We start from the raw sequence: 21,904 nt of genomic DNA, 5'->3' as shown, positions 1-21,904 counted from the left end.
CAGGGGCGCTTTCAGGCAGGCTCGACCAGCTTTGAGTCGTACGCCAGGATCACCGCCTGGATTCTGTCCCGGGAGCCCGTCTTGGCGAGGATGCGGCCCACGTGTGTTTTGACCGTGGATTCCGCCAGATGCAGGCGGGCGGCGATCTCGCTGTTCGTCCACCCCTTGCCGATGACCGTGAGGATCTCGCGTTCCCGTTCCGTGAGGGCGGAGAGCCTCGGGTCGACCTGGGAAGCGCCCTCCGCGGCGCCGCCCGCCGGCAGGTGGTGGGCGTACGCGTCGAGGAGGCGGCGGGTCAGGCTGGGGGCGACGACCGCGTCCCCGGTGGCGACGGAGCGGATGCCGGAGAGGAGCTCCTCCGGCTGGGCGTCCTTGATGAGGAAGCCGGAAGCTCCCGCACGGAGGCCCGCGTGGGCGTACTCGTCCAGGTCGAACGTCGTGAGGATGAGGACGCGGGTACGGTCCCCGGTGGCGACGATGCGGCGGGTCGCCTCGATGCCGTCCAGGCCGGGCATGCGGATGTCCATCAGGACCACGTCGGGGTGCAGCTGGGCCGTCATGCGGATCGCCTCGCTGCCGTTGGACGCCTCGCCCAGCACCGTGAGGTCGTCCTGGCTCTCCAGGAGCATGCGGAAGCCGAAACGCTGCAGGGGCTGGTCGTCGGCGATGAGGACGGTGGTCACTGCGGGTTTTCCTCCGGTAGGTGCAGGTGGACGCGCCAGCCGCGCTCGGGGTGCGGGCGTGGACCGGCCTCGAGTGTGCCGCCGTACAGGGCCGTGCGCTCGCGCATTCCGGGGATGCCACGGCCGTCGGACGGCACGCTGGGCCGTGTGGCACTCCCGGTGTCGGTGAGGGTGACCGTGACGGCGCCCTTGTCGCCGTAGGCGATGGCGAGGTCCGAGGTCGCGTCGGGGCCGGCGTGTTTGAGCGTGTTGGTGAGGGCTTCCTGGACGACCCGGTACACGGTGAGCTGACGGCCCGGGGCGAGGGCCGCCCGGCCCTCGACGCTGGTGTGGACGGGCAGTCCCGCGGTGCGGACGCCGTCGACGAGCCGGTCCAGGTCGGTGAGGCCGGGCTGGGGGGTTCGTGCGGCGGGGTGGGCGGTGTCGTCGTCGCGGAGGACGTCCAGGAGGCGGCGGAGCTCGGCGAGGGCCTGACGGCTGGTGGTGCCGATGGCGTCCAGCGCCTGGGCGGCGCGTTCCGGGGACTTGGCGGCCGCGTACCTGCCGCCGTCGGCCAGACCTGTGATGACGGACAGGTTGTGGCCGATGATGTCGTGCATCTCGCGGGCGATACGGGCGCGTTCGGCGGCGGTGGCGATGCGGGCCTGCTGGTCGCGTTCGATCTCCAGGCGACGGGCGCGGTCCTCCAGGGCCTCGGTGTAGTTCTGGCGGGTGCGGACCGTGATGCCGATGAGGACGGCCACGGCGACGGACGTCAGGTGGGAGCCGATCTGCTGGTTCCACTCACCCTCCCCGTGGCGGGCCGTGGAGACGACCACGGGGGCGAGCGTCAGGGCCGCCGCCCACCACAGAGTGCGCAAGGGGGTGCGCAGGGCGATGTGGTAGATGACGACGAGCTGGAGCAGCGCCGCCTGGAGTGCGGTGCCGGACCAGGCGTTGGCCAGGGCGAACGGGGTCATGACGAGCAGGACCGCCGCAGGGTCGGTGCGGCGGCGGAGGAGCGGGACGGAGAGTCCGAGGCTGAGGGTGAGCAGGAACCAGCCGGGGGCGTCGGGGTTGTGGGTGACGTTGCGCCAGCCGTCGCCGGCGTAGTCGATGAGGGCGGCGGTCACCCAGAAGGCGGTGAAGTGCAGGTCCCACAGCAGCGGGTGGCGCCGGTCGAAGGCGCGCACCCGCTGGTTGACGCGCTGCATGTACTGGGTGAGGGGTTCCGTCGTCCGTCCCGCCGGTGTCGGGGCCCCCTGGTCGTCTGCCACGGGGTCCATGGTGGTGGGTCGTTCCGGCGGGGGGAACACGGGGGACGGCATGGGTCAGACGTCCCGGCGGCGGAGCGTCGACGCGGCCGCCGCGAGGGACACCGCGGCCCAGAGGGCGAGGGTAAGCAGGGCCGCGCCGGGGGAGAGGGCGTCCGGGGCGGGACGGGCGGCGGTGAGGGACTGCAGGGCCTGGGCGGGGAAGTAGCGGACCGCGTCGTCGACGACGGCGTACGGGAGCACCGTGAGGACTTCCGGCACGATCATGACCAGGCCGATGTACGCGCCGATGGCGATGGGGATCGAGCGGGTGACGGCGCCGAGGCCGAGGGCCATGACCGTGAGGAGGGTGAGGGCGGCGGCGTTGCCCGCGAGGCCGCGCAGGACGCCCGGGTCGCCGAGGGCGGCCGACTGGTCGGTGTCGGTGAGGAAGGCCTGGGCCAGGGGGAAGGTGAGCAGGTTGGTCCACAGGCACAGGGGGAGGGCGACCGCGGCGAGGACGGCGGCCTTGGCCCACAGGACGGGCAGGCGGCGCGGCACGGCGGTCATGGTGGTGCGGATCTGGCCGGTGGAGTACTCGCCGGCGGTGGCGAGGATGCCCAGGACGGCCAGGTTGATCGTGGCGAACTGGGTGCCGAGGAGGACGAAGACGACCGTGTCGAGGCCGCCCTCGCCCGAGCCGTCGTAGGCCGCGCCGATGCCGACGCCCATGCCGAGGGTGAGGACACTGGTGGCGACGAGGTTGATCCAGGTGGAGCGGATCGTCCACAGCTTGTGCCACTCGGAGCGCAGGACGCGGGCGGGGGTGACCCGGTGGGGTCGGACGGCGGTGGCGGTGGTCATGCGGCCGCTCCTTCCAGGGTGGCGGGGTATTCGACCGCGTCGTGGGTGAGGTCCATGAACGCCTCCTCCAGGGAGGCGGTGCCGGGGGTGAGTTCGTACAGGGGGATGCCGTGGGCGGCGGCCGTGCGGCCGATGTGTTCGGCGTCGGTTCCGTGCACGGTGAGGTGGCCGGGCGCGTCGGTGGTGACCGTGACGCCGGGCGCGGTGAGGTGGCCGGGCGCGTCGGTGGTGACCGTGACGCCGGGCGCGGTGAGGTGGCGTACGAGGTCGGCGGCCCGGGGGGTGACGACCTTGACGGTGCCGGCGCCGGAGCGGCGTACGAAGTCGGTGACCGTGGTGTCGGCGAGGAGCCGGCCGCGGCCGATGATGACCAGGTGGTCGGCGGTGAGGGCCATCTCGCTCATGAGGTGGGAGGAGACGAGGACCGTCCGGCCCTCGGCGGCGAGCGACTTGAGGAGGGTGCGGATCCACAGGACACCCTCGGGGTCGAGGCCGTTGACCGGCTCGTCGAGGATGACCGTGGCCGGGTCGCCGAGCAGGGCGGCGGCGATGCCGAGGCGCTGGCCCATGCCGAGGGAGAAGCCCTTGACCCGGCGGTGGGCCACCTCGGTCAGGCCGGTGAGGCCCAGGACGTGTTCGACGCGGCTTCTGGGGATGCCGTGGGTGTGGGCGAGGGCGCGCAGGTGGTGGAAGGCGGTGCGGCCGGGGTGGACCGAGCGGGCCTCCAGCAGCGCGCCGACCTCGGTGAGGGGTGCGGGGTGGGCGGCGTAGGCGCGGTCGCCGATGGTGGCGTGACCGCGGGTGGGGGCGTCCAGGCCGAGGATCATCCGCATGGTGGTGGACTTGCCGGCGCCGTTCGGGCCGAGGAATCCGGTGACGGTGCCGGGGCGGACGGTGAAGGACAGGCCGGTGACGACGGTGCGGTCGCCGTAGCGTTTGGTGAGGTCCTGAGCCGTAATCATGGGTCGATGCTCGTCCGTGCGGGGGCGGCGGGCGTCGGACCGCGGGCCGTATTCGGGGTGAGGGGCGTGGTACCGCGGTACTACGGTGGCGGCCATGAGTGCGATGCCCTTCGAGGACTGTGTGATCCGGCCGGTGCGTGCGCGGGAGTGGAGCGCGGCGAAGGAGCTGCGGCTGACCGCTCTGCGGGATCCGGTGGCGCATCTCGCCTTCCTCGACAGCTACGAAGAGGCCGTGGCGCGGCCGGACGCGTACTGGCGGGAGCGCACGGCGAACGGTGCGGAAGGGGCGAGCGGGGGGCGGCAGTTCGTCGCCGAGGCGCGGGACGGGAGCTGGGTGGGCACGGTCGCCGTGCTGATCGAGGAGGCCGGTACGACGGACTGGGCCGGGAGCCCCGTTGAGCGGCGGCAGGGGCATCTGGTGGGGGTGTACGTGACGCCCGGGCACCGGGGGAGCGGGCTGACGAAGGCGCTGTTCGATGCCGCGCTGGAGTGGGCGTGGGGGCGTGGGGTGGAGCGCGTGCGGCTCATCGTGCATCCGGGGAACGCGCGGGCGCTGGGGTTCTACCGCAAGGCCGGGTTCGTGGAGAGTGGGGTGACCGTGCCGCTGGCGGGCAGGCCGGACGAGCGGGAGCTGGAGATGGTCGTCGGGCGCCCGGGGTCAGACCGGTAGTTCGTCGTGGGGCCAGCGTGCCCTGCCCTGTTCGCGGGACCGGAGCAGGGCCAGTGTGGGAATGCCCTGGTCGGTGCCGGTGGCGAGCAGCGCGGGCAGCTGGGGGAGCGGGGCGACGGCCGCCACGTCGTCCAGGACGAGGGTGAGTGGTGGGTCGAGCCGACCGGAGGATGACCGTTCGGCCATGCGCCGGCCGTGCTCGACCACGTGTGAGGCGAGCGCCGTCAGCAGGGGCATCGCGCCCGGGTTGGTGCGGGGATCCTCGATGGATTCGCCCACAACATAAAGCGTGCCCCCTTCGTGGATGAAGGAATCCAAGGCGAGGGCATCATTTCGGTGGGGGGTGCAGGCCTCGCGGACGTTGACCGTGGAGAGGGCGGACAGGGCGCGGGTGGTCACCTGCTGGGCCATGTCCCGGCGGTCGGGATGTGCCGTGAGGGCCGCCTCGAGTTCGCCGGCGGCTCCGGGGGCGGCCCTGGGGTGGGTGCGCAGGACGCGTACGGCGTCGTGCACCTGGATGCCCTGGGACCAGCGGTGGACGTGGCGGACGGTACGGCCGTCGACGGCGGCGGCGTGGAGGTAGCTGCGGAGCAGTGTCTCGGCGGTGTCGCCGACCGCCTGGTCGAGGCGGGAGGTGGGGCGTACGGGGGCGAGGAGTGCGGCTGCTCTGGCTCTGGCCGTGTCCTTGTCCTCGCAGCCGGCGGAGGGGGACCAGTGGAGGCGGGCCGGGGTGTCGCAGAGGTGCGTGGGGTCGTAGAGGTGGGTGGGGCCGAGTTTGGCGCGGGCGTCCTTGGTGTCGTGCCAGAGGGCGGGGTGGGAGGTGAGGACGAGGACGGGTCCCTCCGCGTCGCGTACGGCCTGGGCCGCGGTGGGGTGGCGGGTTGCGGGCGGGCCGAAGTGGACCCCCGCGCCGACGGGGCGGGGGGTTTCCGGTCCGCCCGCCGTTTCCCCGGCGGCGGCAGGTGCGGCCGGGGATTCGGGTTCATCCTTCGTCGGAGCCGTCTCCGCGGGCTCCCTCGGGGCCGGTACCTCGTGGGCAGGTTCCGGCGTCGGCTGCGGCTCTGGCTGGGGCAGGTGCTTCGGCTCCGGCCGCTGCCGCGTGACCGCCGTCGCCCGCTCCGCCCGGCGCCGTGCCCGTACCGCTCTCCAGCGGGCCACCGTGCCCACGACGAACACCGTCAGGACGGCGAGGACCATCAGCTGGCTGATGAACAGGCCCCAGAAGAGGCCGTACCCCGAGAGGGCGGCTTCCGGGGTGTCCGGCCAGGCGCCGGGGACGTCCCGCGGTTCGGCGACGAGGTGGCGCATGGCCACGGGGGTGCGGGCGAAGGTGACGCCGGGCGGCCAGTGGCCGTGGGCGAAGAGGCCGGCGAGTCCTGTGGCCGTCCACACCATCACGGTCACGCCGATGAGGAACGCGAGGATGCCGAGCAGCAGCCCGTCGGGGATGCCGCCCTGGCCGGTGCGGCCCTGCCCGCGGTGATCGTCCGGTCTCACCCGTACTCCCTCTACGCCACCGTCGATTCGGAGTCGCCGACGTGCTGCTCCACGAAGGCGGCCGCCCGCTCCTCGGCCTCCCGTTCGGCGGCGCGCAGGGCGTCGTCGGAGAGGTCGGCGGAGGACTCGGTCATCGCGCGGTCGGTGAAGACCAGCGGGCGTTCGGTCTCCGTGACCAGGTGCTTGACCACCTGGACATTGCCGTTGACGTCCCAGACGGCGATGCCGGGGGTGAGGGTGGGGATGATCTCCACGGCCCACCTGGGCAGGCCCAGGACCCGGCCGGTGGCTCTCGCCTCGTCCGCCTTCTGGGCGTAGATGGTCCGGGTGGACGCCATCTTCAGGATGGCCGCCGCCTCCTTGGCCGCCGCTCCGTCGACCACGTCGGACAGATGGTGGACGACCGCGACGAACGACAGGCCGAGCCGCCGGCCGAACTTCAGCAGGCGCTGGAAGAGCTGGGCGACGAACGGGCTGTTGATGATGTGCCAGGCCTCCTCGACCAGGAAGATGCGCTTCTTCCGGTCGGGGCGGATCCAGGTGTGCTCGAGCCAGACACCGACGATCGCCATGAGGATCGGCATGGCGATGGAGTTGCGGTCGATGTGGGACAGGTCGAACACGATGAGCGGCGCGTCGAGGTCGATGCCGACGGTCGTCGGGCCGTCGAACATGCCGCGCAGGTCACCGTCGACCAGGCGGTCGAGGACCAGGGCGACGTCCAGTCCCCACGCCCGTACGTCGTCTATGGCGACGTTCATCGCCTCCGCCGACTCGGGTTCGGGGTGGCGCAGTCGCTCGACGATGTCGGAGAGGACCGGCTGGCGTTCGACGATGGACTCGTTGACATAGGCGTGCGCGACCTTGAGGGCGAAGCCGGCGCGCTCGTCCAGGCCGTGGCCCATCGCGACCTCGATGATGGTCCTCAGCAGCGCGAGCTGCCCGGTGGTGGTGATCGCCGGGTCCAGCGGGTTGAGCCGGATGCCCTGGTCGAGCGCGGCCCTCGGGTCCAGGCGGATCGGCGTTATCCCCAGCTCCTGGGCGATGAGGTTCCATTCGCCGGCGCCGTCCTCGCCCTGTGCGTCCAGGACGACGACCTGGCGGTCGCGGAACCGGAGCTGGCGCAGGACGTAGGTCTTCTCCAGCGCGGACTTGCCGTTGCCGGACTCGCCGAGGACCAGCCAGTGCGGGGCGGGCAGTTGCTGGCCGTAGAGCTGGAAGGGGTCGTAGATGTAGCCCTTGCCGGAGTAGACCTCGCGGCCGATGATGACGCCGGAGTCGCCGAGGCCGGGGGCGGCGGTCGGGAGGTAGACCGCCTGCGCCTGGCCCGTGGACGTGCGCACCGGCAGCCGTGTCGTCTCGACCTTCCCGAACAGGAAGGACGTGAAGGCGTCGGTGACGACGGACAGCGGATCCCGCATATCGGCTCAGCCCCTACCTTCGAATGCCGGTGGCGAACGGGAGTGTGTTCACGAACGCGCGGTGGTGCTCGCGGTCGCACCACTCCAGCTTCAGGTACGACTTTCCGGCCGACGCCCGTATGGTCCGCTTGTCGCGGGCGAGGGCCTCGGGTGTGCGGGAGGAGACGGTGATGTAGCCGACGAGGTTGACGCCGGCGGCGCCGCTGGCGAGGTCCTCGCCGCGCTGGTCGAGGCGGCTGTGCGCGGCGACGTCGCGCGGGTCGACGGTGCGGTTCATCTTGGCGGCGCGGGACGCCTCCGCCTCGTCGTTGGTCTTCTCGGTCAGCATGCGCTCGATGGCGATCTCGGTGGGTTCGAGGTCCATCGTGACGGCGACCGTGCGGATCACGTCCGGGGTGTGGACGAGGAGCGGCGCGAGGAAGTTGACGCCCACCGGGGTCATCGGCCATTCCTTCACCCAGGCCGTGGCGTGGCACCAGGGGGCGCGGGTGGCGGACTCGCGGGTCTTGGCCTGGAGGTAGGTGGGCTCCATGGCGTCGAGCTCGGCCGGCCAGGCGTTGCGCTGGGTCATCGCCTGGATGTGGTCGATCGGGTGGTCCGGGTCGTACATGGAGTGGATCAGCGAGGACAGCCTGCTCTGGCCGAGCGGCTGCCGTACGCGGATGTCGGCCTCCTGGAGCCGGGAGCAGATGTCGGTCAGCTCACGGGCCATGACGACGGCGAGCCCCGCGTCCCGGTCGACCTTGCCGCCGCCCTGGCTGCGCATCGCGCGGGCCATGGCGTTGGCCTCGGCGGCCAGGTCGCGCGTGTAGTGCATGCAGGCGACGAGGTAGGCGCGGTGCTGCTCGCTGCTGGTCGACACCATCGACTGGAGCTGGTCGTAGGACTGCTGGAGCCACGGCGGTGACGTGTCGTCGCCGCGGACGGCGACGTCCTTGGCGTGGGCGTCGGGGTCGGCGGGCAGCGTACGGGCGAGCATCTGGATGCGGGTCACGAAGCCGTCGCCGTTGGCGACGTGCTTGAGGAGGGTGCCGAAGCGGTCGACGAGGGCTTCCTGGTCCTCGGAGTCGCGCAGGCCGACGCCCGGGCCCTCGATCTCGATGGCGGCGGTGACGGTCTTGCGGTCCGCGTGCAGCAGGACGGCGATCTCGTCCGGCCCGAAGGGTGCGGCGAGCCAGGTGATCCTGCCGATTCCGGGCGGCGGTCCGACCTCCACCTCGCGGCCGTCCAGCCGGGTGCCGGCCTCGACGACGCCGGAGCGGTAGGTGGCGCCGCGGCGCACGGTGCGCTTGTAGCTGCGGTTGATCTCGAACCACTTGTAGAAGGTGCGGCCCTTGTACGGCACGTACACCGCGGCCAGCGCCAGCATCGGGAGGCCCGCGAGCAGCACGATCCGCACGGACAGGACGGGGACGAGGAGCCCGCACATCATGCCGAGGAACGCGCCCACGACGATCAGCGCGATCTCTCCGGTCTCGCGATTGCGGCCGACGATCGCGTTCGGCCGGGCGCGGCCGATCAGATACGTACGGCGGGGCGTGACCGGATGGGACAGGTGGGACTCGGTCGTCAACGCCCTTCACCTCCCGTGCGGTTGGTACTGCTGTTGCGGGTGCTGCTGGCGTGGGGGGTGTTCACCGGGCTGCTCGTGCGGGGTGCGGGGGCGGCGGAGGGGACGGATCCGCCACTGTTCGACGTGCGCGAGCTGTGCGCGGCGACTCCGCCGGAGGCGGGGTTGGAGGCGCGGGGGCCGGAGGACTGGCCGCCACCGCCGCCGTTGTGGTCGGCGCGGGTGCTGTGGGTCTTGATGCCCTGGGCGACCAGGGTCGCCGGGGAGCTGATGACGGCGGCGGCCTTGCCCTCGGCGCCCTGCATGATGCGGTTGTTGCGGGAGCCGGCGATCTCGTCGCCGAAGCCGGGGACGAAGCGGTAGATCATCGCGGAGGCGAAGATGGCGAGCAGGATGATCGCCAGCCCGGAGACCACGGCGGAGAAGGCGTCGGGGCCGTCGTCGGCGGAGAGCGCGCCGGCCAGGCCGAGCACGATGACGATCACCGGTTTCACGAGGATCACGGCGATCATGATGCCCGCCCAGCGGCGGACGTGGCCCCAGAGGTTCTTGTCGACGAGGCCCGCGTAGACGACGGTGCCGAGGAGGGCGCCGACGTAGAGCAGGGCGGCGCGGATGACCAGCTCCAGCCAGAGGACGCCGGCGGCGAGGATGGAGACGAGGGAGACGACGATCAGCATGATCGGGCCGCCGCCGATGTCGTCGCCCTTCTCGAGCGCGCCGGAGAAGGTGCCGAAGAAGGTGTCCGTCTGGTCGCCGGTCGCCTTCGCCAGCACCTCGGTGACGCCGTCGGTCGCGGAGACGACGGTGTAGAGGATGAGGGGCGTGAAGGCGGAGGCGAGGACGGTGAGCCAGAGGAAGCCGATCGCCTCGGAGAGGGCGGTGGTGAGGGGGACGCCCCGCACCGCGCGCTTGGCGACCGCGAGCAGCCACAGGAGGAGCGTGAGGATCGTCGACGCGGCGAAGACGACGGCGTACTGCTGGAGGAACGTGTCGTTGGTGAAGTCGACGTTCGCCGTCTCGTTCACGGCGTCGCTGAGCTTGTCGACGGTCCAGGCGGCGGCGTCGGCGCAGCCCTGCGCGAGGGAGGCCAGGGGGTCGAGGGTGGAGCTGGGGTCGTTGAGCGTCCCGGCGTCGCCGCCCTCGCCTTCTCGGCCGCGTTCGCAGTAGTCCTTGGCGGGGCCGTGGATCAGGTCGCAGGGGTCGTTGCTGTCCGTGGGAGTGGGCGTGGGCGTAGGAGCGGCGACGGCCTGCGTGGCGAACAGAACGATCGTCGCCTGTACGGCGGCGACGGTTCCCGTCAGTGTCAGCAGGCGGTGGTTAGCGGGCATACGTGAACCCTCCGTACTCCTGGACGGCCTTCGCCATCTCGTCGGCGCTGGAGGCCCGCTCATCGCCGGGAACCGGCGCCGGGCCGTCCTTCTGAGAGTGGGTCACGATCTTCCAGTCATCGGTGGTCCACTCGAGCTGCATGGTGATGGTGAACCAGCTGCTGGTGACCGGGTTGGTGGAGCTTTCGCCCGCCAGACCCAGGAGGCCGCTGCACCAGACCTCGACCGTTGCGGTGTCTGCGGACGACTTGGTGACCTTGGTGCCGATCGGGCTCGTGCGTGAGACGAACGTGAAGCCCTTGGGTGTGGTGCCGTCCTCGTTGAGGCCCACGTTCTTGTTGAACTGCGGCGTGTACGCGTCGTCCAATGTTGTCTCGAAGTCCGATACCCGGGCCGGCACGATGATCGACTGGAGGATGGCATCACGCCGGGCCTTGTTGAACATCTCGCCGGAGCCCAGTGCCACCGCGTAGTTCGCCGCCGCGCTCTGCGCGCCCTGGCGGTCGTGGGGGAAGCCCGAGGGGATGCCTGTCGTCTGCGCGTCCACCGGCTTCCGCCCCGAAGGGGCCGTCGCCGCCGCCTTGGGGGAGTCCCCCGCGCTCTCCCCGGCGTCGGAGTCGCCGCCTCCACGGTTCGCGAAGGCGATCGCGGCGATGAGGAGGACCACCACGCCGACCACCGTGACGAGGCTGCGCGAGGACGAACGGCCGCCTCTGCGCGCGCCGCCGTACGGGTCGCCGCCTCCTTCCGGCAGGCGGGTGCGGGTCTGGCCCGTGTCGTCTCCGAGACTCATGCCGCGTACGCCCCCTCAGCGTCGTGCGGAAACACCTCGTACTCCGGGTACTCCACGTACGACGGTAGCCGTGTCGGCTCCCGTTCGGGCGCGGTGTGGTGACTGGACATCAGGGAGACGCAACCTCAGCCGGTGGGCACGACGGGCGGGTGGGATGGAGGGGAGCCGGGCGTGCCCGGTGGGGACCGATGGTGCGGAACCTATACGGCCATGCCGTACACGATGGTGAACAGCGTGCCGAGTGAACCGATGATGAAGACACCCGTCAGCCCCGCGATGATGAGGCCCTTGCCCTGTTCGGCACTGAACGTGTCCCTCAACGCGGTGGCGCCGATGCGCTGTTTGGCCGCCCCCCAGATGGCGATGCCCAGGCAGATGAGGATGGCGACCGCCATGACCACTTCGATCATGATCTTGGCCTCGTTGCCCAGGCTGCCGAAGGGGCCCCAATCCGGAGCGATCCCGCCGATAATGGTGTTGATGTCTCCCTCGTCGGCCGCGAAGAACATGTAAGTCACCGCCCCTGTATGGGTAGTTCCGCATCCCCTGCGGTGGTGCAGAGGTCAGGCCTCATTGTCGCCGACAATGACGCTGTCGTATGTCGACTTGGCGTCATCCGTTGGCGGGTTTCGTACAAATAGCTTGCCACCGGCGCGCGCCGGACTCCGGCAGGGGCGCGCTCCGAAGGGTGAAGAGTCGTATCGTCACTCTGTGTATCACGGTGTGTGACGTCGGGCAACGAGGCTCCGGCTGGGGGGAGGCGTGGCCGACCGCGCATCTCGTCGTACGTGATCACCCCGAATGGCCGGTGCCGCCTCTACACTGTCGGGCGGCGGTGGACTGCCGGACGGTGAGGGGTGGTTGACGGTGCGTAAGGTGTGGGTCGGCGCGACTCTCGCCGTCGGTTCCGTGCTCGCCTTCGTGATGGTGCTCGTCGTCGGGGTCTACGTCGTCGCCGGGAACCTGGTCAACGGGGTGGGCGGCGGGGCGGCCAAGGCGCTGGCCAAGGGGAGCGTGCCGGCCGCGTACCAGCAGCTCGTCTCGACGTGGGGCAATCTCTGTCCCGCCATCAACCCCGCTCTGCTCGCCGCCCAGCTCTACCAGGAGAGCGGATTCAACCCGAAGGCGCAGAGCCACGCGGCGGCGCAGGGCATCGCCCAGTTCATCCCCGGCACCTGGGCCACGCACGGGATCGACGGCGACGGGGACGGGGACCGTGACGTGTGGGACCCGAAGGACGCGATCCCGTCGGCGGCGAAGTACGACTGCACGCTCGCGTCCTATGTGAAGGACGTCGGCGGGAATCTGACCGAAAACATGCTCGCCTCCTACAACGCCGGGGCCTACGCGGTGATCAAGTACGGGGGAGTTCCGCCGTACGAGGAGACGCAGAACTACGTCAAGCGCATCCGTGCGCTGGAGGAGAGCTTCGCGGCGCCGGTGGGGCGGGTCGATCCGTCGGAGCAGGCCGCCGGGGCCATCGCGTACGCGCAGAAGAAGCTCGGCACCCTGTATCTGTGGGGCGGCAACGGCACCGCTGAGCAGGGCGGACGTTTCGACTGCTCCGGGCTGACGAAGGCGGCGTACGAGAGCGTGGGGATCACGCTGCCGCGGGTGGCCAACGACCAGTACAACGCGGGTCCGCACCCGAAGCGGGAGGAGCTGCTCCCGGGCGATCTGGTGTTCTTCTCGGACGACCTGACCAATTCACGGGCCATCCGGCATGTGGGCATTTATGTCGGAGGCGGGTACATGATCGACGCGCCCCGGCCGGGTGCCGTGATCCGATTCGACCCGATCGACACGCCTGACTACTTCGGTGCCACCCGTGTCACCGAAGATGGCGCGAAAGCGTTGCCCACGACCGTGTGAGCGCAGCGTTAACCCTCCCCCTGAGCTGCGGAGATGCATCTCTCTTCGATAACGTCTGCGTGATCATTCGGTGGAGTGTGGAACGTATCAGCGGGAGCCGTGCGTTCCTGTTGTGGTAGCCGAAACCACGGGGGTGGCAGCAGCGGCGTGCACACCGTGCGCCGAGAGAGATGACGAAGGGGCCGCAGCACCATGGCTGGACTCGCCGATTCCGGGTCGAACCCCGACGTCGACCTGCTGTACGACATCAACGGCCTCGCCAAGGCCGCCCCGCCGTGGTTCGACCACCTGATGGAGTTCGTGGGCGAGTTCGGCCTGCTGTTCGCCCTGGTGGCGCTGCTGGCGTGGTGCTGGTGGGGCGTCAGGAAGCGGGGCGGGGAGGACGCGGCCCCGACCGTGGCGGCCCTGGTGTGGGCCCCGCTCGCGGCCGGAGTGGCCGTCCTGGTGAACGTGCCGATCCGCGGATTCGTGGAGCGGCCACGGCCGTTCAACGACCACGAGGGGCTGGAAGTCCTCGTCCAGGGCAAGACCGACTACTCGTTCGTCAGCGACCACGCGACGCTCTGCATGGCGCTGGCGGTGGGGCTGTTCCTGGCCAACCGGCGGCTCGGGCTCATCGGCCTGGTGTTCGGACTGCTGGGCGGGTTCATCCGGGTCTACATGGGCGTGCACTACCCGACGGACGTGGTGGGCGGGCTCGCGCTGGGTACGGCCGTCGCGCTGCTGCTGTCGCCGCTCGCCATGGCGCTCCTGACCCCGCTGATGCGGGCGGTCGAGCGGTCGCCGCGCGGTGCGTGGCTGATCACGGCCCGGCCGCAGCACGAGGGGCGGAGGGTGGTCCAGGGGGCCCGGAACGGGACGGCGGGCGTCGGCGCGGACGCGGACGAGAGGGATCTGGCTGCCTGAGCCCGCAGCGTGTGACCACGGACGGTCCGCCCGGTCTCCCCGGGCGGGCCGTTCTGGCGTTCCGGGGGCCGGGTGGGGGCGTCGCCCCTGCCGGTTCCGTCACCCGCCCGTGTGGTTCTGGGCGTCCGTGCGGGCCTGGCTCCTGGCTCTTCTGGCCGGGCCCCGCCAGCCGCAGGTGCAGCGGGCCGTGCAGAAGGGGCCCTGCTCGGTGGTGGTCGTGAGGTGTCGGGCGGAAGGCTGCTCGTCGTCCTGGTGCGGCACGCCGACCACGGTAGCGCCCGGCGTGTCGGCGTGACGGGGTCACTTACCGGTCGTTGACCCCGACGACAGGCGGCCCGTGTCGGACGGAGCGGGGGTAGGCAGGCATGGCTCGACGACAGCAGCACTGGCGGATGCGCGGCGTGGTGGCCGGGGTCGGGGTCGTGTGCTGTCTGGGGTTCGGGGCAGCCGGGTGTGCGCGGAGTGACGCCGTGACCCACGGCGCGCCGGCCGGGGACCCGGTCCGGGTGCTGCGGGAGGCGGCCGGGGCTCTGGTGGAGGCCGGAAGTTCCAAGGCGCGCACGTCCCTGGAGATGGCCACCGGCGGAACCCGGGTCACCATCCGGGGCGAGGGGGTCTACGACTACCGCAGGGGGCTCGGGCGGCTGAAGGTGCTGCTGCCGCCGGATCCCGCGGGGGAGACCGTCCGGCTGCCCATCACCGAACTGCTCGCGCCCGGTGCGCTGTTCATGAAGAACCGGGGGGCGGGGGTGCCCGCCGACAAGTGGGTGCGGGTGGACACCGGGACGCTGTCCGACGGGAACCTCGTCACCGGCGGGGCCACCGATCCGTTCGCCGCGGCGGAGGTGCTGCGCGGCACGCGTTCGGCTACGTTCGTCGGGCGGACCGAGGTCGCGGGGGCGAAGGTGCGCCACTACCGGGGGACCGCCGACCTGGGGAAGGCCTCGCTGGCCGCCTCGGACGCGAACCGGGGGCCGCTGGGCGCGGCGGCGAAAGGGTTCGCCACCGCGCGGGTGCCGTTCGACGTCTACCTCGACGACCAGGGGCGGATCCGCAAGGTCCGGCACCGGTTCAGCTTCGTCAACGGCCGGCAGGACGAGCCCGTCGCGGTCGCCTCGACGACGCTGCTGTACGACTTCGGGGCGCCGGCCGACGTGCGGCTGCCCGGGGAGGCGGACATCTACGCCGGCCGGATCGCCGCGGGATGAGCCCCTGAGTGACCGGCGCGAACTAGCCCTTCCGTGCCATGCGCGGTGTGTGGGGCGCTCCCTACTCTAGGAAGTCGGTGACGACGGAGATGGGGTGAGGCGCGTGGCTCCGCTCAGGGGCGGGACGGTTCAGGACCACGTGGCGCTCGCCGAGATCGAGCTGTGCGGGGAGCTGATCATCGCCGCCTCGGCCGCCGAGGACCGGCTCAGTCTCGAGAGCATCGACGAAGTGCTGCGGGTGGCCGAGGCGCGGGCCGAGTCCGGCGGGGGCTGACGGCGCCGGTCCGCGCGGGCCGCCGCCCCCTGGTCAGGTGCGCAGCATGCGGGCGATGGCCTGCGTCGCCTCCTTCACCTTCGCGTCGATCTCGTCGCCGCCCTTGACGGCCGCGTCGGCGACGCAGTGGCGCAGGTGCTCCTCCAGCAGCTGCAGTGCGAACGACTGCAGGGCCTTGGTGGAGGCGGACACCTGGGTGAGTATGTCGATGCAGTAGACGTCCTCGTCGACCATGCGCTGCAGTCCGCGGATCTGGCCCTCGATGCGGCGCAGGCGCTTGAGGTGTTCCTGCTTCTGGTGGTGGTAGCCGTGGATGCCCCGGTCGTGGTCGGTCACGACCTCCGTGGAGGAGGGCGTGTCCGCGCCGGTCTCGGTGGTCGTCATCGCGTCCTCCTGATGATGGTGGCCGACATATACCCCTGGTGGGTATATGGTACCGAACTTCGCTGGGTATACGCCCGGTGGCCGCCGACATGCGCCACGGCCGGATACGGGCCTCGGGCCGCCCCCGTGCCCATCACTGTGCCCGATGGGCGACACTGGGGACGGCCCGTTACACGTGGCCGGATGGTGCGCCTAGCATCAGCCTGACCGACACCGATGCATACCGAGGACCCCACGTGCGCTTTCGTCTGACCCCCAGGGAGACGAGCTTCTACGACATGTTCGCCGCGTCCGCGGACAACATCGTCACGGGCTCCAAGCTCCTGATGGAACTGCTCGGGGCGGACACCTCCGCCCGGGCCGAGATCGCGGAGCGGATGCGGGCCGCGGAGCACGCAGGTGACGATGCCACGCATGCGATCTTCCACCAGCTGAACTCCTCGTTCATCACGCCGTTCGACCGTGAGGACATCTACGCCCTGGCGTCCTCCCTCGACGACATCATGGACTTCATGGAGGAGGCAGTCGACCTGGTCGTCCTCTACAACGTCGAGGAACTGCCCAAGGGTGTCGAGCAGCAGATCGAGGTCCTGGCGCGGGCCGCGGAGCTGACCGCGGAGGCCATGCCGCATCTGCGCACCATGGAGAACCTCACCGAGTACTGGATCGAGGTCAACCGTCTGGAGAACCAGGCCGACCAGATCCACCGCAAGCTGCTGGCCCACCTCTTCAACGGCAAGTACGACGCCATCGAGGTACTGAAGCTCAAGCAGATCGTGGACGTACTGGAGGAGGCGGCCGACGCCTTCGAGCACGTGGCGAACACGGTGGAGACCATCGCCGTCAAGGAGTCCTGAGCCCTTCATGGACACCTTTGCTCTGGTCGTGACCATCGGGGTCGCGCTCTTCTTCACGTACACCAACGGTTTCCACGACTCCGCCAACGCGATCGCCACGTCCGTGTCCACGCGCGCGCTGACGCCCCGGGTGGCGCTCGCGATGGCGGCCGTGATGAACCTGGCCGGCGCGTTCATGGGTTCCGGGGTCGCCAAGACCGTCAGTGAGGGTGTGATCCAGACCCCCGAGGGCTCCAAGGGGATGGGGATCCTCTTCGCCGCGCTGGTGGGGGCGATCGTCTGGAACCTGATCACCTGGTACTTCGGGTTGCCGTCGTCGTCGTCCCACGCGCTGTTCGGGGGCATGGTGGGGGCCGCGCTGGCCGGCGGGACGACCGTGTACTGGCAGGGGGTGCTCGACAAGATCGTCATCCCCATGTTCGTGTCGCCGGTCGTCGGTCTGATCGCCGGTTACCTGGTGATGACCGCCATCATGTGGATCTTCCGCCGGGCCAACCCGCACAAGGCGAAGCGCGGCTTCCGTATCGCGCAGACGGTGTCCGCGGCGGGTATGGCGCTGGGGCACGGTCTGCAGGACGCGCAGAAGACGATGGGCATCGTGGTGATGGCGCTGGTCATCGCCGACGTCGAGGACTACGGCGATCCGATCCCGGTGTGGGTGAAGATCGCCTGTGCGGTGATGCTGTCCGCGGGGACGTACGCGGGTGGCTGGCGCATCATGCGGACGCTGGGGCGGAAGATCATCGAGCTGGATCCGCCGCAGGGGTTCGCCGCGGAGACGACGGGTGCGTCGATCATGTTCGGGTCGGCGTTCCTGTTCCACGCGCCGATCTCCACCACGCACGTGATCACTTCGGCGATCATGGGTGTGGGGGCGACGAAGCGGGTCAACGCCGTGCGGTGGGGCGTTGCCAAGAACATCGTGCTCGGGTGGTTCATCACCATGCCGGCGGCGGGGGCGGTCGCCGCGTTGTCCTACGGGGTTGTGAATCTGGCGTTCCTGTAGCGGCGGGCGCCCCGGCGGCGCGACCGCCCGCAGCGACGCAGGGATGGGGAAGGGCCCGCCTCCGGACAGGGGGCGGGCCCTTCGGCCTCGCGGTGGCACCGCCATGCAGCACCGCGAGGGGATCGGTCAGCCGAAGCGGCCGGAGATGTAGTCCTCCGTGGCCTGGACGGACGGGTTGGAGAAGATGCGCTCCGTGTCGTCGATCTCGATCAGCTTGCCGGGCTGGCCGACCGCCGCGAGGTTGAAGAACGCGGTGCGGTCGGAGACGCGGGCCGCCTGCTGCATGTTGTGCGTCACGATGACGATCGTGAAGCGCTCCTTCAGCTCGCCGATCAGGTCCTCGATGGCGAGGGTGGAGATCGGGTCGAGGGCGGAGCAGGGCTCGTCCATCAGCAGGACGTTCGGCTCGACCGCGATGGCGCGGGCGATGCACAGGCGCTGCTGCTGGCCGCCCGACAGGCCCGAGCCCGGCTTGTTCAGGCGGTCCTTGACCTCGTTCCAGAGGTTGGCGCCCCTGAGGGACTTCTCGACGACGTCGTCCAGCTGGGACTTCTTGTACTTGCCGTTCAGGCGCAGGCCCGCCGCCACGTTGTCGTACACCGACATCGTCGGGAACGGGTTCGGGCGCTGGAAGACCATGCCGACCTCGCGCCGCACGGCCACCGGGTCGATGCCGGCGCCGTACAGGTTCTCGTCGTCGAGCATGACCTTGCCCTCGACCCGGCCGCCGGGCGTCACCTCGTGCATGCGGTTCAGGGTGCGCAGGAAGGTGGACTTGCCGCAGCCGGAGGGGCCGATGAAGGCCGTCACGGAGCGGGGTTCGACGGTCATCGAGATGTCCTCGATGGCCAGGAAGGAGCCGTAGTAGGCGTTGAGGCCGCTGACGTCGATGCGCTTGGCCATGGGTATCACTTCTTCTTTCGGGTCCGGGGAGGCCTTCAGCGACCGGTCTTGGGGGCCTTCCAGCGGGCGATGCCGCGGGCCGCCAGGTTGAGGATCATGATGAACGCGATGAGCGTCAGGGCCGCCGCCCAGGCACGGTCGTACGCGGGGTCGGAACCGGCGCCGAACTGCAGGTAGATGTACATGGGCAGCGATTCCTGCGGGTCCTGGAACGGGTTGGCGTTGATGAAGTCCGTGCCCCAGACCAGCAGCAGCACGGGGGCCGTCTCACCGGTGATACGGGCGATCGCCAGCATGATGCCGGTGATGATGCCGCCGATCGACGTCGGCAGGACCACCTTCAGGATCGTGCGCCACTTCGGCACGCCGAGCGCCAGGGACGCCTCGCGCAGCTCGTTCGGGACGAGCTTGAGCATCTCCTCGGTGGAACGGACGACGACCGGGATCATCAGGATCGACAGGGCCAGCGAACCGGCGAAGCCGGACGGGCCCATCTTCAGGATGAGGACCCACAGGCTCAGGATGAACAGACCCGCGACGATCGACGGGATGCCCGTCATGACGTCGACGAAGAAGGTGACGGCCCTGGCGAGCTTGCCGCGCCCGTACTCCACCAGGTAGATCGCGGTGAGCACCCCGACCGGCACGGAGATCAGGGAGGCGAGGCCGACCTGCTCCAGGGTGCCGAGGAGGGCGTGGTAGATGCCGCCGCCGGGTTCCGCGTCGGCGACCACGCCCATCGAGTGGGTGAGGAAGTAGCCGTCGAGCACCTTCACGCCGCGCTCGGCCGTCTCCCACAGGAGGGAGGCCAGCGGGGTGACGGCCAGCAGGAAGGCGACCCAGACCAGGCTGGTCGCGGTGCGGTCCCTGGCCTGGCGGCCGCCCTCGACCTTCGCGGAGACGGCGTAGGAGCCGACGACGAAGAGGACCGCGGCGATCAGGGCCCACTGGATGTCGCTGTGCAGGCCGGCCGCGGCGCTGATGCCGTAGCCCAGGGCGAGGGAGCCGGCGGCGACCGCCCAGGCGAACCACTTGGGCAGGGTCGCGCCGCGCAGGGAGCTGCGCTTGGGGGAAAGGGTTGCGTGGCTCATGCGTTGGCCCCCGAGTACTCCTTGCGGCGGGCGATGATCAGGCGGGCCGCGCCGTTGACCAGCAGGGTGATGACGAAGAGCACCATGCCGGAGGCGATCAGCGCGTCCTGTCCCATCACGGTGGCCTCGTTGAACTTGCTGGCGATGTTCTGGGCGAAGGTGCCGCCGCCCGCGTCGAGCAGGCTGGCGCTGATGTCGAAGGACGGCGAGAGCACCATGGCCACGGCCATCGTCTCGCCGAGCGCGCGGCCGAGGCCCAGCATCGAGGCGGAGATGACGCCCGAGCGGCCGAAGGGCAGCACCGACATGCGGATGACCTCCCAGCGCGTGGCGCCGAGAGCCAGGGCCGCCTCCTCGTGCATGCGCGGGACCTGGCGGAAGACCTCGCGGCTGACGTTGGTGATGATCGGAAGGATCATCAGGGCGAGCAGGATGCCGACGGTGAGCAGCGACCGCGCGGGGCCGCCTTCCCACGCGAAGACGCCGGTCCAGCCGAGGTAGTCGTCGAGCCAGCCGTAGAGGCCGTCCATGTGCGGCACCAGGACGATGGCGCCCCACAGGCCGTAGACGATGGAGGGGACGGCGGCGAGCAGGTCGATCACGTACGCGACGGTGCCGCCGAGCCGGCGGGGGGCGTAGTGCGTGATGAACAGGGCGATGCCGACCGAGATGGGAACGGCGATGACCATGGCGATGATCGACGACACGATGGTGCCGAAGGCCAGGACGGCGATGCCGAACTCCGGCGGGACGCCGGTGGGGTTCCACTCGAAGGAGGTGAAGAAGTTGGCTTCGTCCTTGCTGATGGCCAGCGAGGCGCGATAGGTGAGGAAGGCCGCGATGGCGGCCATCAGGACCAGGACGAAGATGCCGGATCCGCGGGAGAGCCCGAGGAATATCCGGTCACCGGGGCGGGTGGCACCGCGAGCGGCGCGCTTGTCCTCGGGCGCGGCCGGTCCGGGTGCGGGGGGAGCGGCGGGTTTCTGTGTGGTGATGTCCATCGGGTTCTCCGGTCTGCGGAGCCGCCGGGACGGACGGCTCGGTCGGAGCCTTCCGGGTCCGGGGGCTCCTGATGGCGGTGCACCGGACGGTGCGGACCGGCACCGTGGTCGGGGCCGGTCCGCACACTCGGGTCAGGCGAGGCTCGAGATGGTCTCGCGGACCTTGGTGATGATCTCCTCGGGCATCGGGGCGTAGCCGGCGTCCGCCAGCAGGCCCTGACCGTCCTCCGAGGCGATGTAGTTCAGGAAGGACTTGGTGGCGGGCAGGGTGTCGGCCTTGTTGCCCTTGTCGCAGACGATCTCGTACGTCACGAGGACGAGCGGGTAGGCGCCGTCGGCCTCCGGGGTGTAGTCCAGCTCCAGCGCGAGGTCCTTGCCGGTACCGACGACCTTGGCGGCGCCGATGGCGGCGGTAGCGTTCTCGATGGTGGCCTCGACCGGCTCGGCGGCCTCGGTCTTGAGGGAGACGGTGTTCATGCCGTCCTTGGCGTAGGACAGCTCCATGTAAGAGATCGCGCCCGAGGTCTGCTTCACCTGCTGGGCGACACCGGCGGACTGCGGAGCGGACTGGCCGCCCTTCGCCTGCCAGGCCTTGCCGCCCTCGTACTTCCAGTCGTCGGGCGCGGCGGCCTTCAGGTACTTGGTGAAGTTGTCCGTGGTGCCGGACTCGTCGGAGCGGTGGAAGGCCTGGATCTTCAGGTCGGGCAGCTTGGCGTCGGGGTTGAGCTTCGCGATCGCCTCGTCGTTCCATTTGGTGATCTTGCTGTCGAAGATCTTGGCGAGGGTCGGGGCGTCCAGGACGAGGGTGTCGACGCCCGGGACGTTGTAACCGATCGCGATCGGGCCGCCGACCATCGGCAGGTCGATGCCCTGGCCGCCGGAGCAGATCTTCTTCGAGGCCTCGATCTCCTCGGGCTTCAGCGCGGAGTCCGAACCGGCGAAGGCGGTCTGGCCCTGGGTGAAGGCCGTGATGCCGGCGCCCGAACCGGTCGGGTTGTAGTTGACCTGCACGCCCTTGCACGCCGCGGCGTACTGCTTGACCCAGGCGTCGATGGCGTTCTTCTGGGCGGAAGAGCCGGAGGCCTGGAGCTGACCCTTGGCGTCGCCGCAGTCGATGTTGCCGGCCTGCGCGGTGGCGGAGGCGTCGCCCCCGTTGCTGTTGCCACCGGTGTCGTCGGAGCCGCACGCCGTGAGGGCCAGGGCGCCCGAGACGGCGAGAGCACCGAGAGCGAGGGCCCGCCGGTTCTTGCGCTGAAGCTTCACTTGAGTTCCTTCCAGTGGCCGCCGTCCTGAATTCGGCGGCGTGCGAAGTGTGGGTGACGCGGTTGCCCCCTCTTTCATCGGGCGGTCCGCATCGCGTAAGGCCGAAATTAGGCAGA

Annotated in this window: 23 protein-coding genes; 7 read left to right on the top strand and 16 right to left on the bottom strand. The window is 70.5% G+C overall.

All coding sequences use genetic code 11. The features are described 5' to 3' along the window. Positions 1 to 11: 11 nt before the first annotated feature. From BU52_RS09160 to BU52_RS09145, 4 genes are read right to left on the bottom strand one after another with little or no spacing between them, the layout of a single operon-like run. Positions 12 to 683 (bottom strand): response regulator, encoded by a 672-nt coding sequence (locus tag BU52_RS09160; protein WP_037931016.1) that lies wholly within the window; start codon positions 681 to 683, stop codon positions 12 to 14. After that, on the bottom strand, positions 680 to 1,948 hold the full coding sequence (locus tag BU52_RS09155; RefSeq protein ID WP_235216295.1) for a sensor histidine kinase: 1,269 nt from the start codon (positions 1,946 to 1,948) through the stop codon (positions 680 to 682). The genes BU52_RS09160 and BU52_RS09155 overlap by 4 nt, the downstream gene beginning before the upstream one ends. Before the next feature lie 45 nt (positions 1,949 to 1,993). Further along, positions 1,994 to 2,779, bottom strand: a complete 786-nt coding sequence (locus tag BU52_RS09150) for an ABC transporter permease (protein ID WP_037931011.1) — start codon at positions 2,777 to 2,779, stop codon at positions 1,994 to 1,996. Continuing rightward, positions 2,776 to 3,741, bottom strand: coding sequence for an ABC transporter ATP-binding protein (locus tag BU52_RS09145; protein WP_037931008.1), 966 nt, complete (start codon positions 3,739 to 3,741; stop codon positions 2,776 to 2,778). The genes BU52_RS09150 and BU52_RS09145 overlap by 4 nt, the downstream gene beginning before the upstream one ends. A gap of 103 nt (positions 3,742 to 3,844) precedes the next feature. Here BU52_RS09145 and BU52_RS09140 point away from each other — a divergent pair, with 103 nt between their 5' ends. Next, complete coding sequence (locus BU52_RS09140) at positions 3,845 to 4,411, top strand: GNAT family N-acetyltransferase (RefSeq protein ID WP_107061117.1); 567 nt, start codon at positions 3,845 to 3,847, stop codon at positions 4,409 to 4,411. On the opposite strand, the gene BU52_RS09135 is transcribed toward BU52_RS09140, so the two are convergent. The 6 genes from BU52_RS09135 to BU52_RS09110 form a co-directional block, all read right to left on the bottom strand. After that, entirely contained in the window at positions 4,400 to 5,908 is a 1,509-nt protein-coding gene (locus BU52_RS09135; protein ID WP_037931005.1) for a type IV secretory system conjugative DNA transfer family protein, read from the bottom strand. The two genes, BU52_RS09140 and BU52_RS09135, sit on opposite strands and share 12 nt — an antisense overlap. Positions 5,909 to 5,919: 11 nt before the next feature. Next, positions 5,920 to 7,329 (bottom strand): ATP-binding protein, encoded by a 1,410-nt coding sequence (locus BU52_RS09130; protein ID WP_037931003.1) that lies wholly within the window; start codon positions 7,327 to 7,329, stop codon positions 5,920 to 5,922. A gap of 13 nt (positions 7,330 to 7,342) precedes the next feature. Beyond that, the gene (locus BU52_RS09125) at positions 7,343 to 8,902 is read right to left on the bottom strand and encodes an SCO6880 family protein (RefSeq protein WP_037931000.1); all 1,560 of its coding nucleotides are present in this window, start codon (positions 8,900 to 8,902) and stop codon (positions 7,343 to 7,345) included. Continuing rightward, complete coding sequence (locus BU52_RS09120; RefSeq protein WP_037930997.1) at positions 8,899 to 10,230, bottom strand: hypothetical protein; 1,332 nt, start codon at positions 10,228 to 10,230, stop codon at positions 8,899 to 8,901. The genes BU52_RS09125 and BU52_RS09120 overlap by 4 nt, the downstream gene beginning before the upstream one ends. Further along, positions 10,220 to 11,023 carry a hypothetical protein gene (locus BU52_RS09115; RefSeq protein ID WP_037930994.1) on the bottom strand — a complete coding sequence of 268 codons (804 nt, stop codon included), beginning with the start codon at positions 11,021 to 11,023 and terminating at the stop codon, positions 10,220 to 10,222. The genes BU52_RS09120 and BU52_RS09115 overlap by 11 nt, the downstream gene beginning before the upstream one ends. Before the next feature lie 200 nt (positions 11,024 to 11,223). Beyond that, positions 11,224 to 11,532, bottom strand: a complete 309-nt coding sequence (locus tag BU52_RS09110) for a hypothetical protein (protein ID WP_030829533.1) — start codon at positions 11,530 to 11,532, stop codon at positions 11,224 to 11,226. A 292-nt stretch (positions 11,533 to 11,824) separates the two neighbouring features. Here BU52_RS09110 and BU52_RS09105 point away from each other — a divergent pair, with 292 nt between their 5' ends. Further along, on the top strand, positions 11,825 to 12,895 hold the full coding sequence (locus tag BU52_RS09105; RefSeq protein ID WP_200881167.1) for an NlpC/P60 family protein: 1,071 nt from the start codon (positions 11,825 to 11,827) through the stop codon (positions 12,893 to 12,895). Between the two features lie 192 nt (positions 12,896 to 13,087). After that, positions 13,088 to 13,801 (top strand): phosphatase PAP2 family protein, encoded by a 714-nt coding sequence (locus BU52_RS09100; RefSeq protein ID WP_037930988.1) that lies wholly within the window; start codon positions 13,088 to 13,090, stop codon positions 13,799 to 13,801. A 99-nt stretch (positions 13,802 to 13,900) separates the two neighbouring features. Here the strand turns inward: BU52_RS09100 and BU52_RS35595 are convergent, their stop codons facing one another. Continuing rightward, positions 13,901 to 14,062, bottom strand: a complete 162-nt coding sequence (locus BU52_RS35595; protein ID WP_167343508.1) for a hypothetical protein — start codon at positions 14,060 to 14,062, stop codon at positions 13,901 to 13,903. A 104-nt stretch (positions 14,063 to 14,166) separates the two neighbouring features. On the opposite strand from BU52_RS35595, the gene BU52_RS09095 reads away from it, so the two are divergent. Together BU52_RS09095 and BU52_RS09090 are read left to right on the top strand one after the other, a co-directional pair. Then, on the top strand, positions 14,167 to 15,009 hold the full coding sequence (locus tag BU52_RS09095) for a hypothetical protein (RefSeq protein WP_037930985.1): 843 nt from the start codon (positions 14,167 to 14,169) through the stop codon (positions 15,007 to 15,009). A gap of 94 nt (positions 15,010 to 15,103) precedes the next feature. Next, the gene (locus BU52_RS09090; RefSeq protein WP_037930982.1) at positions 15,104 to 15,283 is read left to right on the top strand and encodes a hypothetical protein; all 180 of its coding nucleotides are present in this window, start codon (positions 15,104 to 15,106) and stop codon (positions 15,281 to 15,283) included. A 33-nt stretch (positions 15,284 to 15,316) separates the two neighbouring features. Here the strand turns inward: BU52_RS09090 and BU52_RS09085 are convergent, their stop codons facing one another. Beyond that, entirely contained in the window at positions 15,317 to 15,667 is a 351-nt protein-coding gene (locus BU52_RS09085) for a metal-sensitive transcriptional regulator (protein ID WP_037930979.1), read from the bottom strand. Between the two features lie 236 nt (positions 15,668 to 15,903). On the opposite strand from BU52_RS09085, the gene BU52_RS09080 reads away from it, so the two are divergent. Together BU52_RS09080 and BU52_RS09075 are read left to right on the top strand one after the other, a co-directional pair. Next, entirely contained in the window at positions 15,904 to 16,524 is a 621-nt protein-coding gene (locus tag BU52_RS09080; RefSeq protein ID WP_037930976.1) for a DUF47 domain-containing protein, read from the top strand. Positions 16,525 to 16,531: 7 nt separating this feature from the next. Then, positions 16,532 to 17,530 carry an inorganic phosphate transporter gene (locus tag BU52_RS09075; protein ID WP_037930973.1) on the top strand — a complete coding sequence of 333 codons (999 nt, stop codon included), beginning with the start codon at positions 16,532 to 16,534 and terminating at the stop codon, positions 17,528 to 17,530. Between the two features lie 126 nt (positions 17,531 to 17,656). Here the strand turns inward: BU52_RS09075 and pstB are convergent, their stop codons facing one another. From pstB to pstS, 4 genes are all read right to left on the bottom strand, one after another. After that, complete coding sequence (pstB, locus tag BU52_RS09070; protein ID WP_037930971.1) at positions 17,657 to 18,433, bottom strand: phosphate ABC transporter ATP-binding protein PstB; 777 nt, start codon at positions 18,431 to 18,433, stop codon at positions 17,657 to 17,659. A gap of 35 nt (positions 18,434 to 18,468) precedes the next feature. Then, positions 18,469 to 19,524, bottom strand: a complete 1,056-nt coding sequence (gene pstA / locus BU52_RS09065) for a phosphate ABC transporter permease PstA (protein WP_037930967.1) — start codon at positions 19,522 to 19,524, stop codon at positions 18,469 to 18,471. Beyond that, on the bottom strand, positions 19,521 to 20,525 hold the full coding sequence (pstC, locus tag BU52_RS09060; RefSeq protein WP_037930965.1) for a phosphate ABC transporter permease subunit PstC: 1,005 nt from the start codon (positions 20,523 to 20,525) through the stop codon (positions 19,521 to 19,523). The genes pstA and pstC overlap by 4 nt, the downstream gene beginning before the upstream one ends. Positions 20,526 to 20,657: 132 nt before the next feature. Then, positions 20,658 to 21,788, bottom strand: coding sequence for a phosphate ABC transporter substrate-binding protein PstS (pstS, locus tag BU52_RS09055; RefSeq protein ID WP_037930963.1), 1,131 nt, complete (start codon positions 21,786 to 21,788; stop codon positions 20,658 to 20,660). Positions 21,789 to 21,904 lie beyond the last annotated feature (116 nt).

It is taken from the genome of Streptomyces toyocaensis (assembly GCF_000725125.1).
Lineage (GTDB): Bacteria > Actinomycetota > Actinomycetes > Streptomycetales > Streptomycetaceae > Streptomyces > Streptomyces toyocaensis.
The sequence above is the reverse complement of the archived record's forward strand: the minus strand, read 5'-3'. Positions and strand labels throughout refer to the sequence as shown.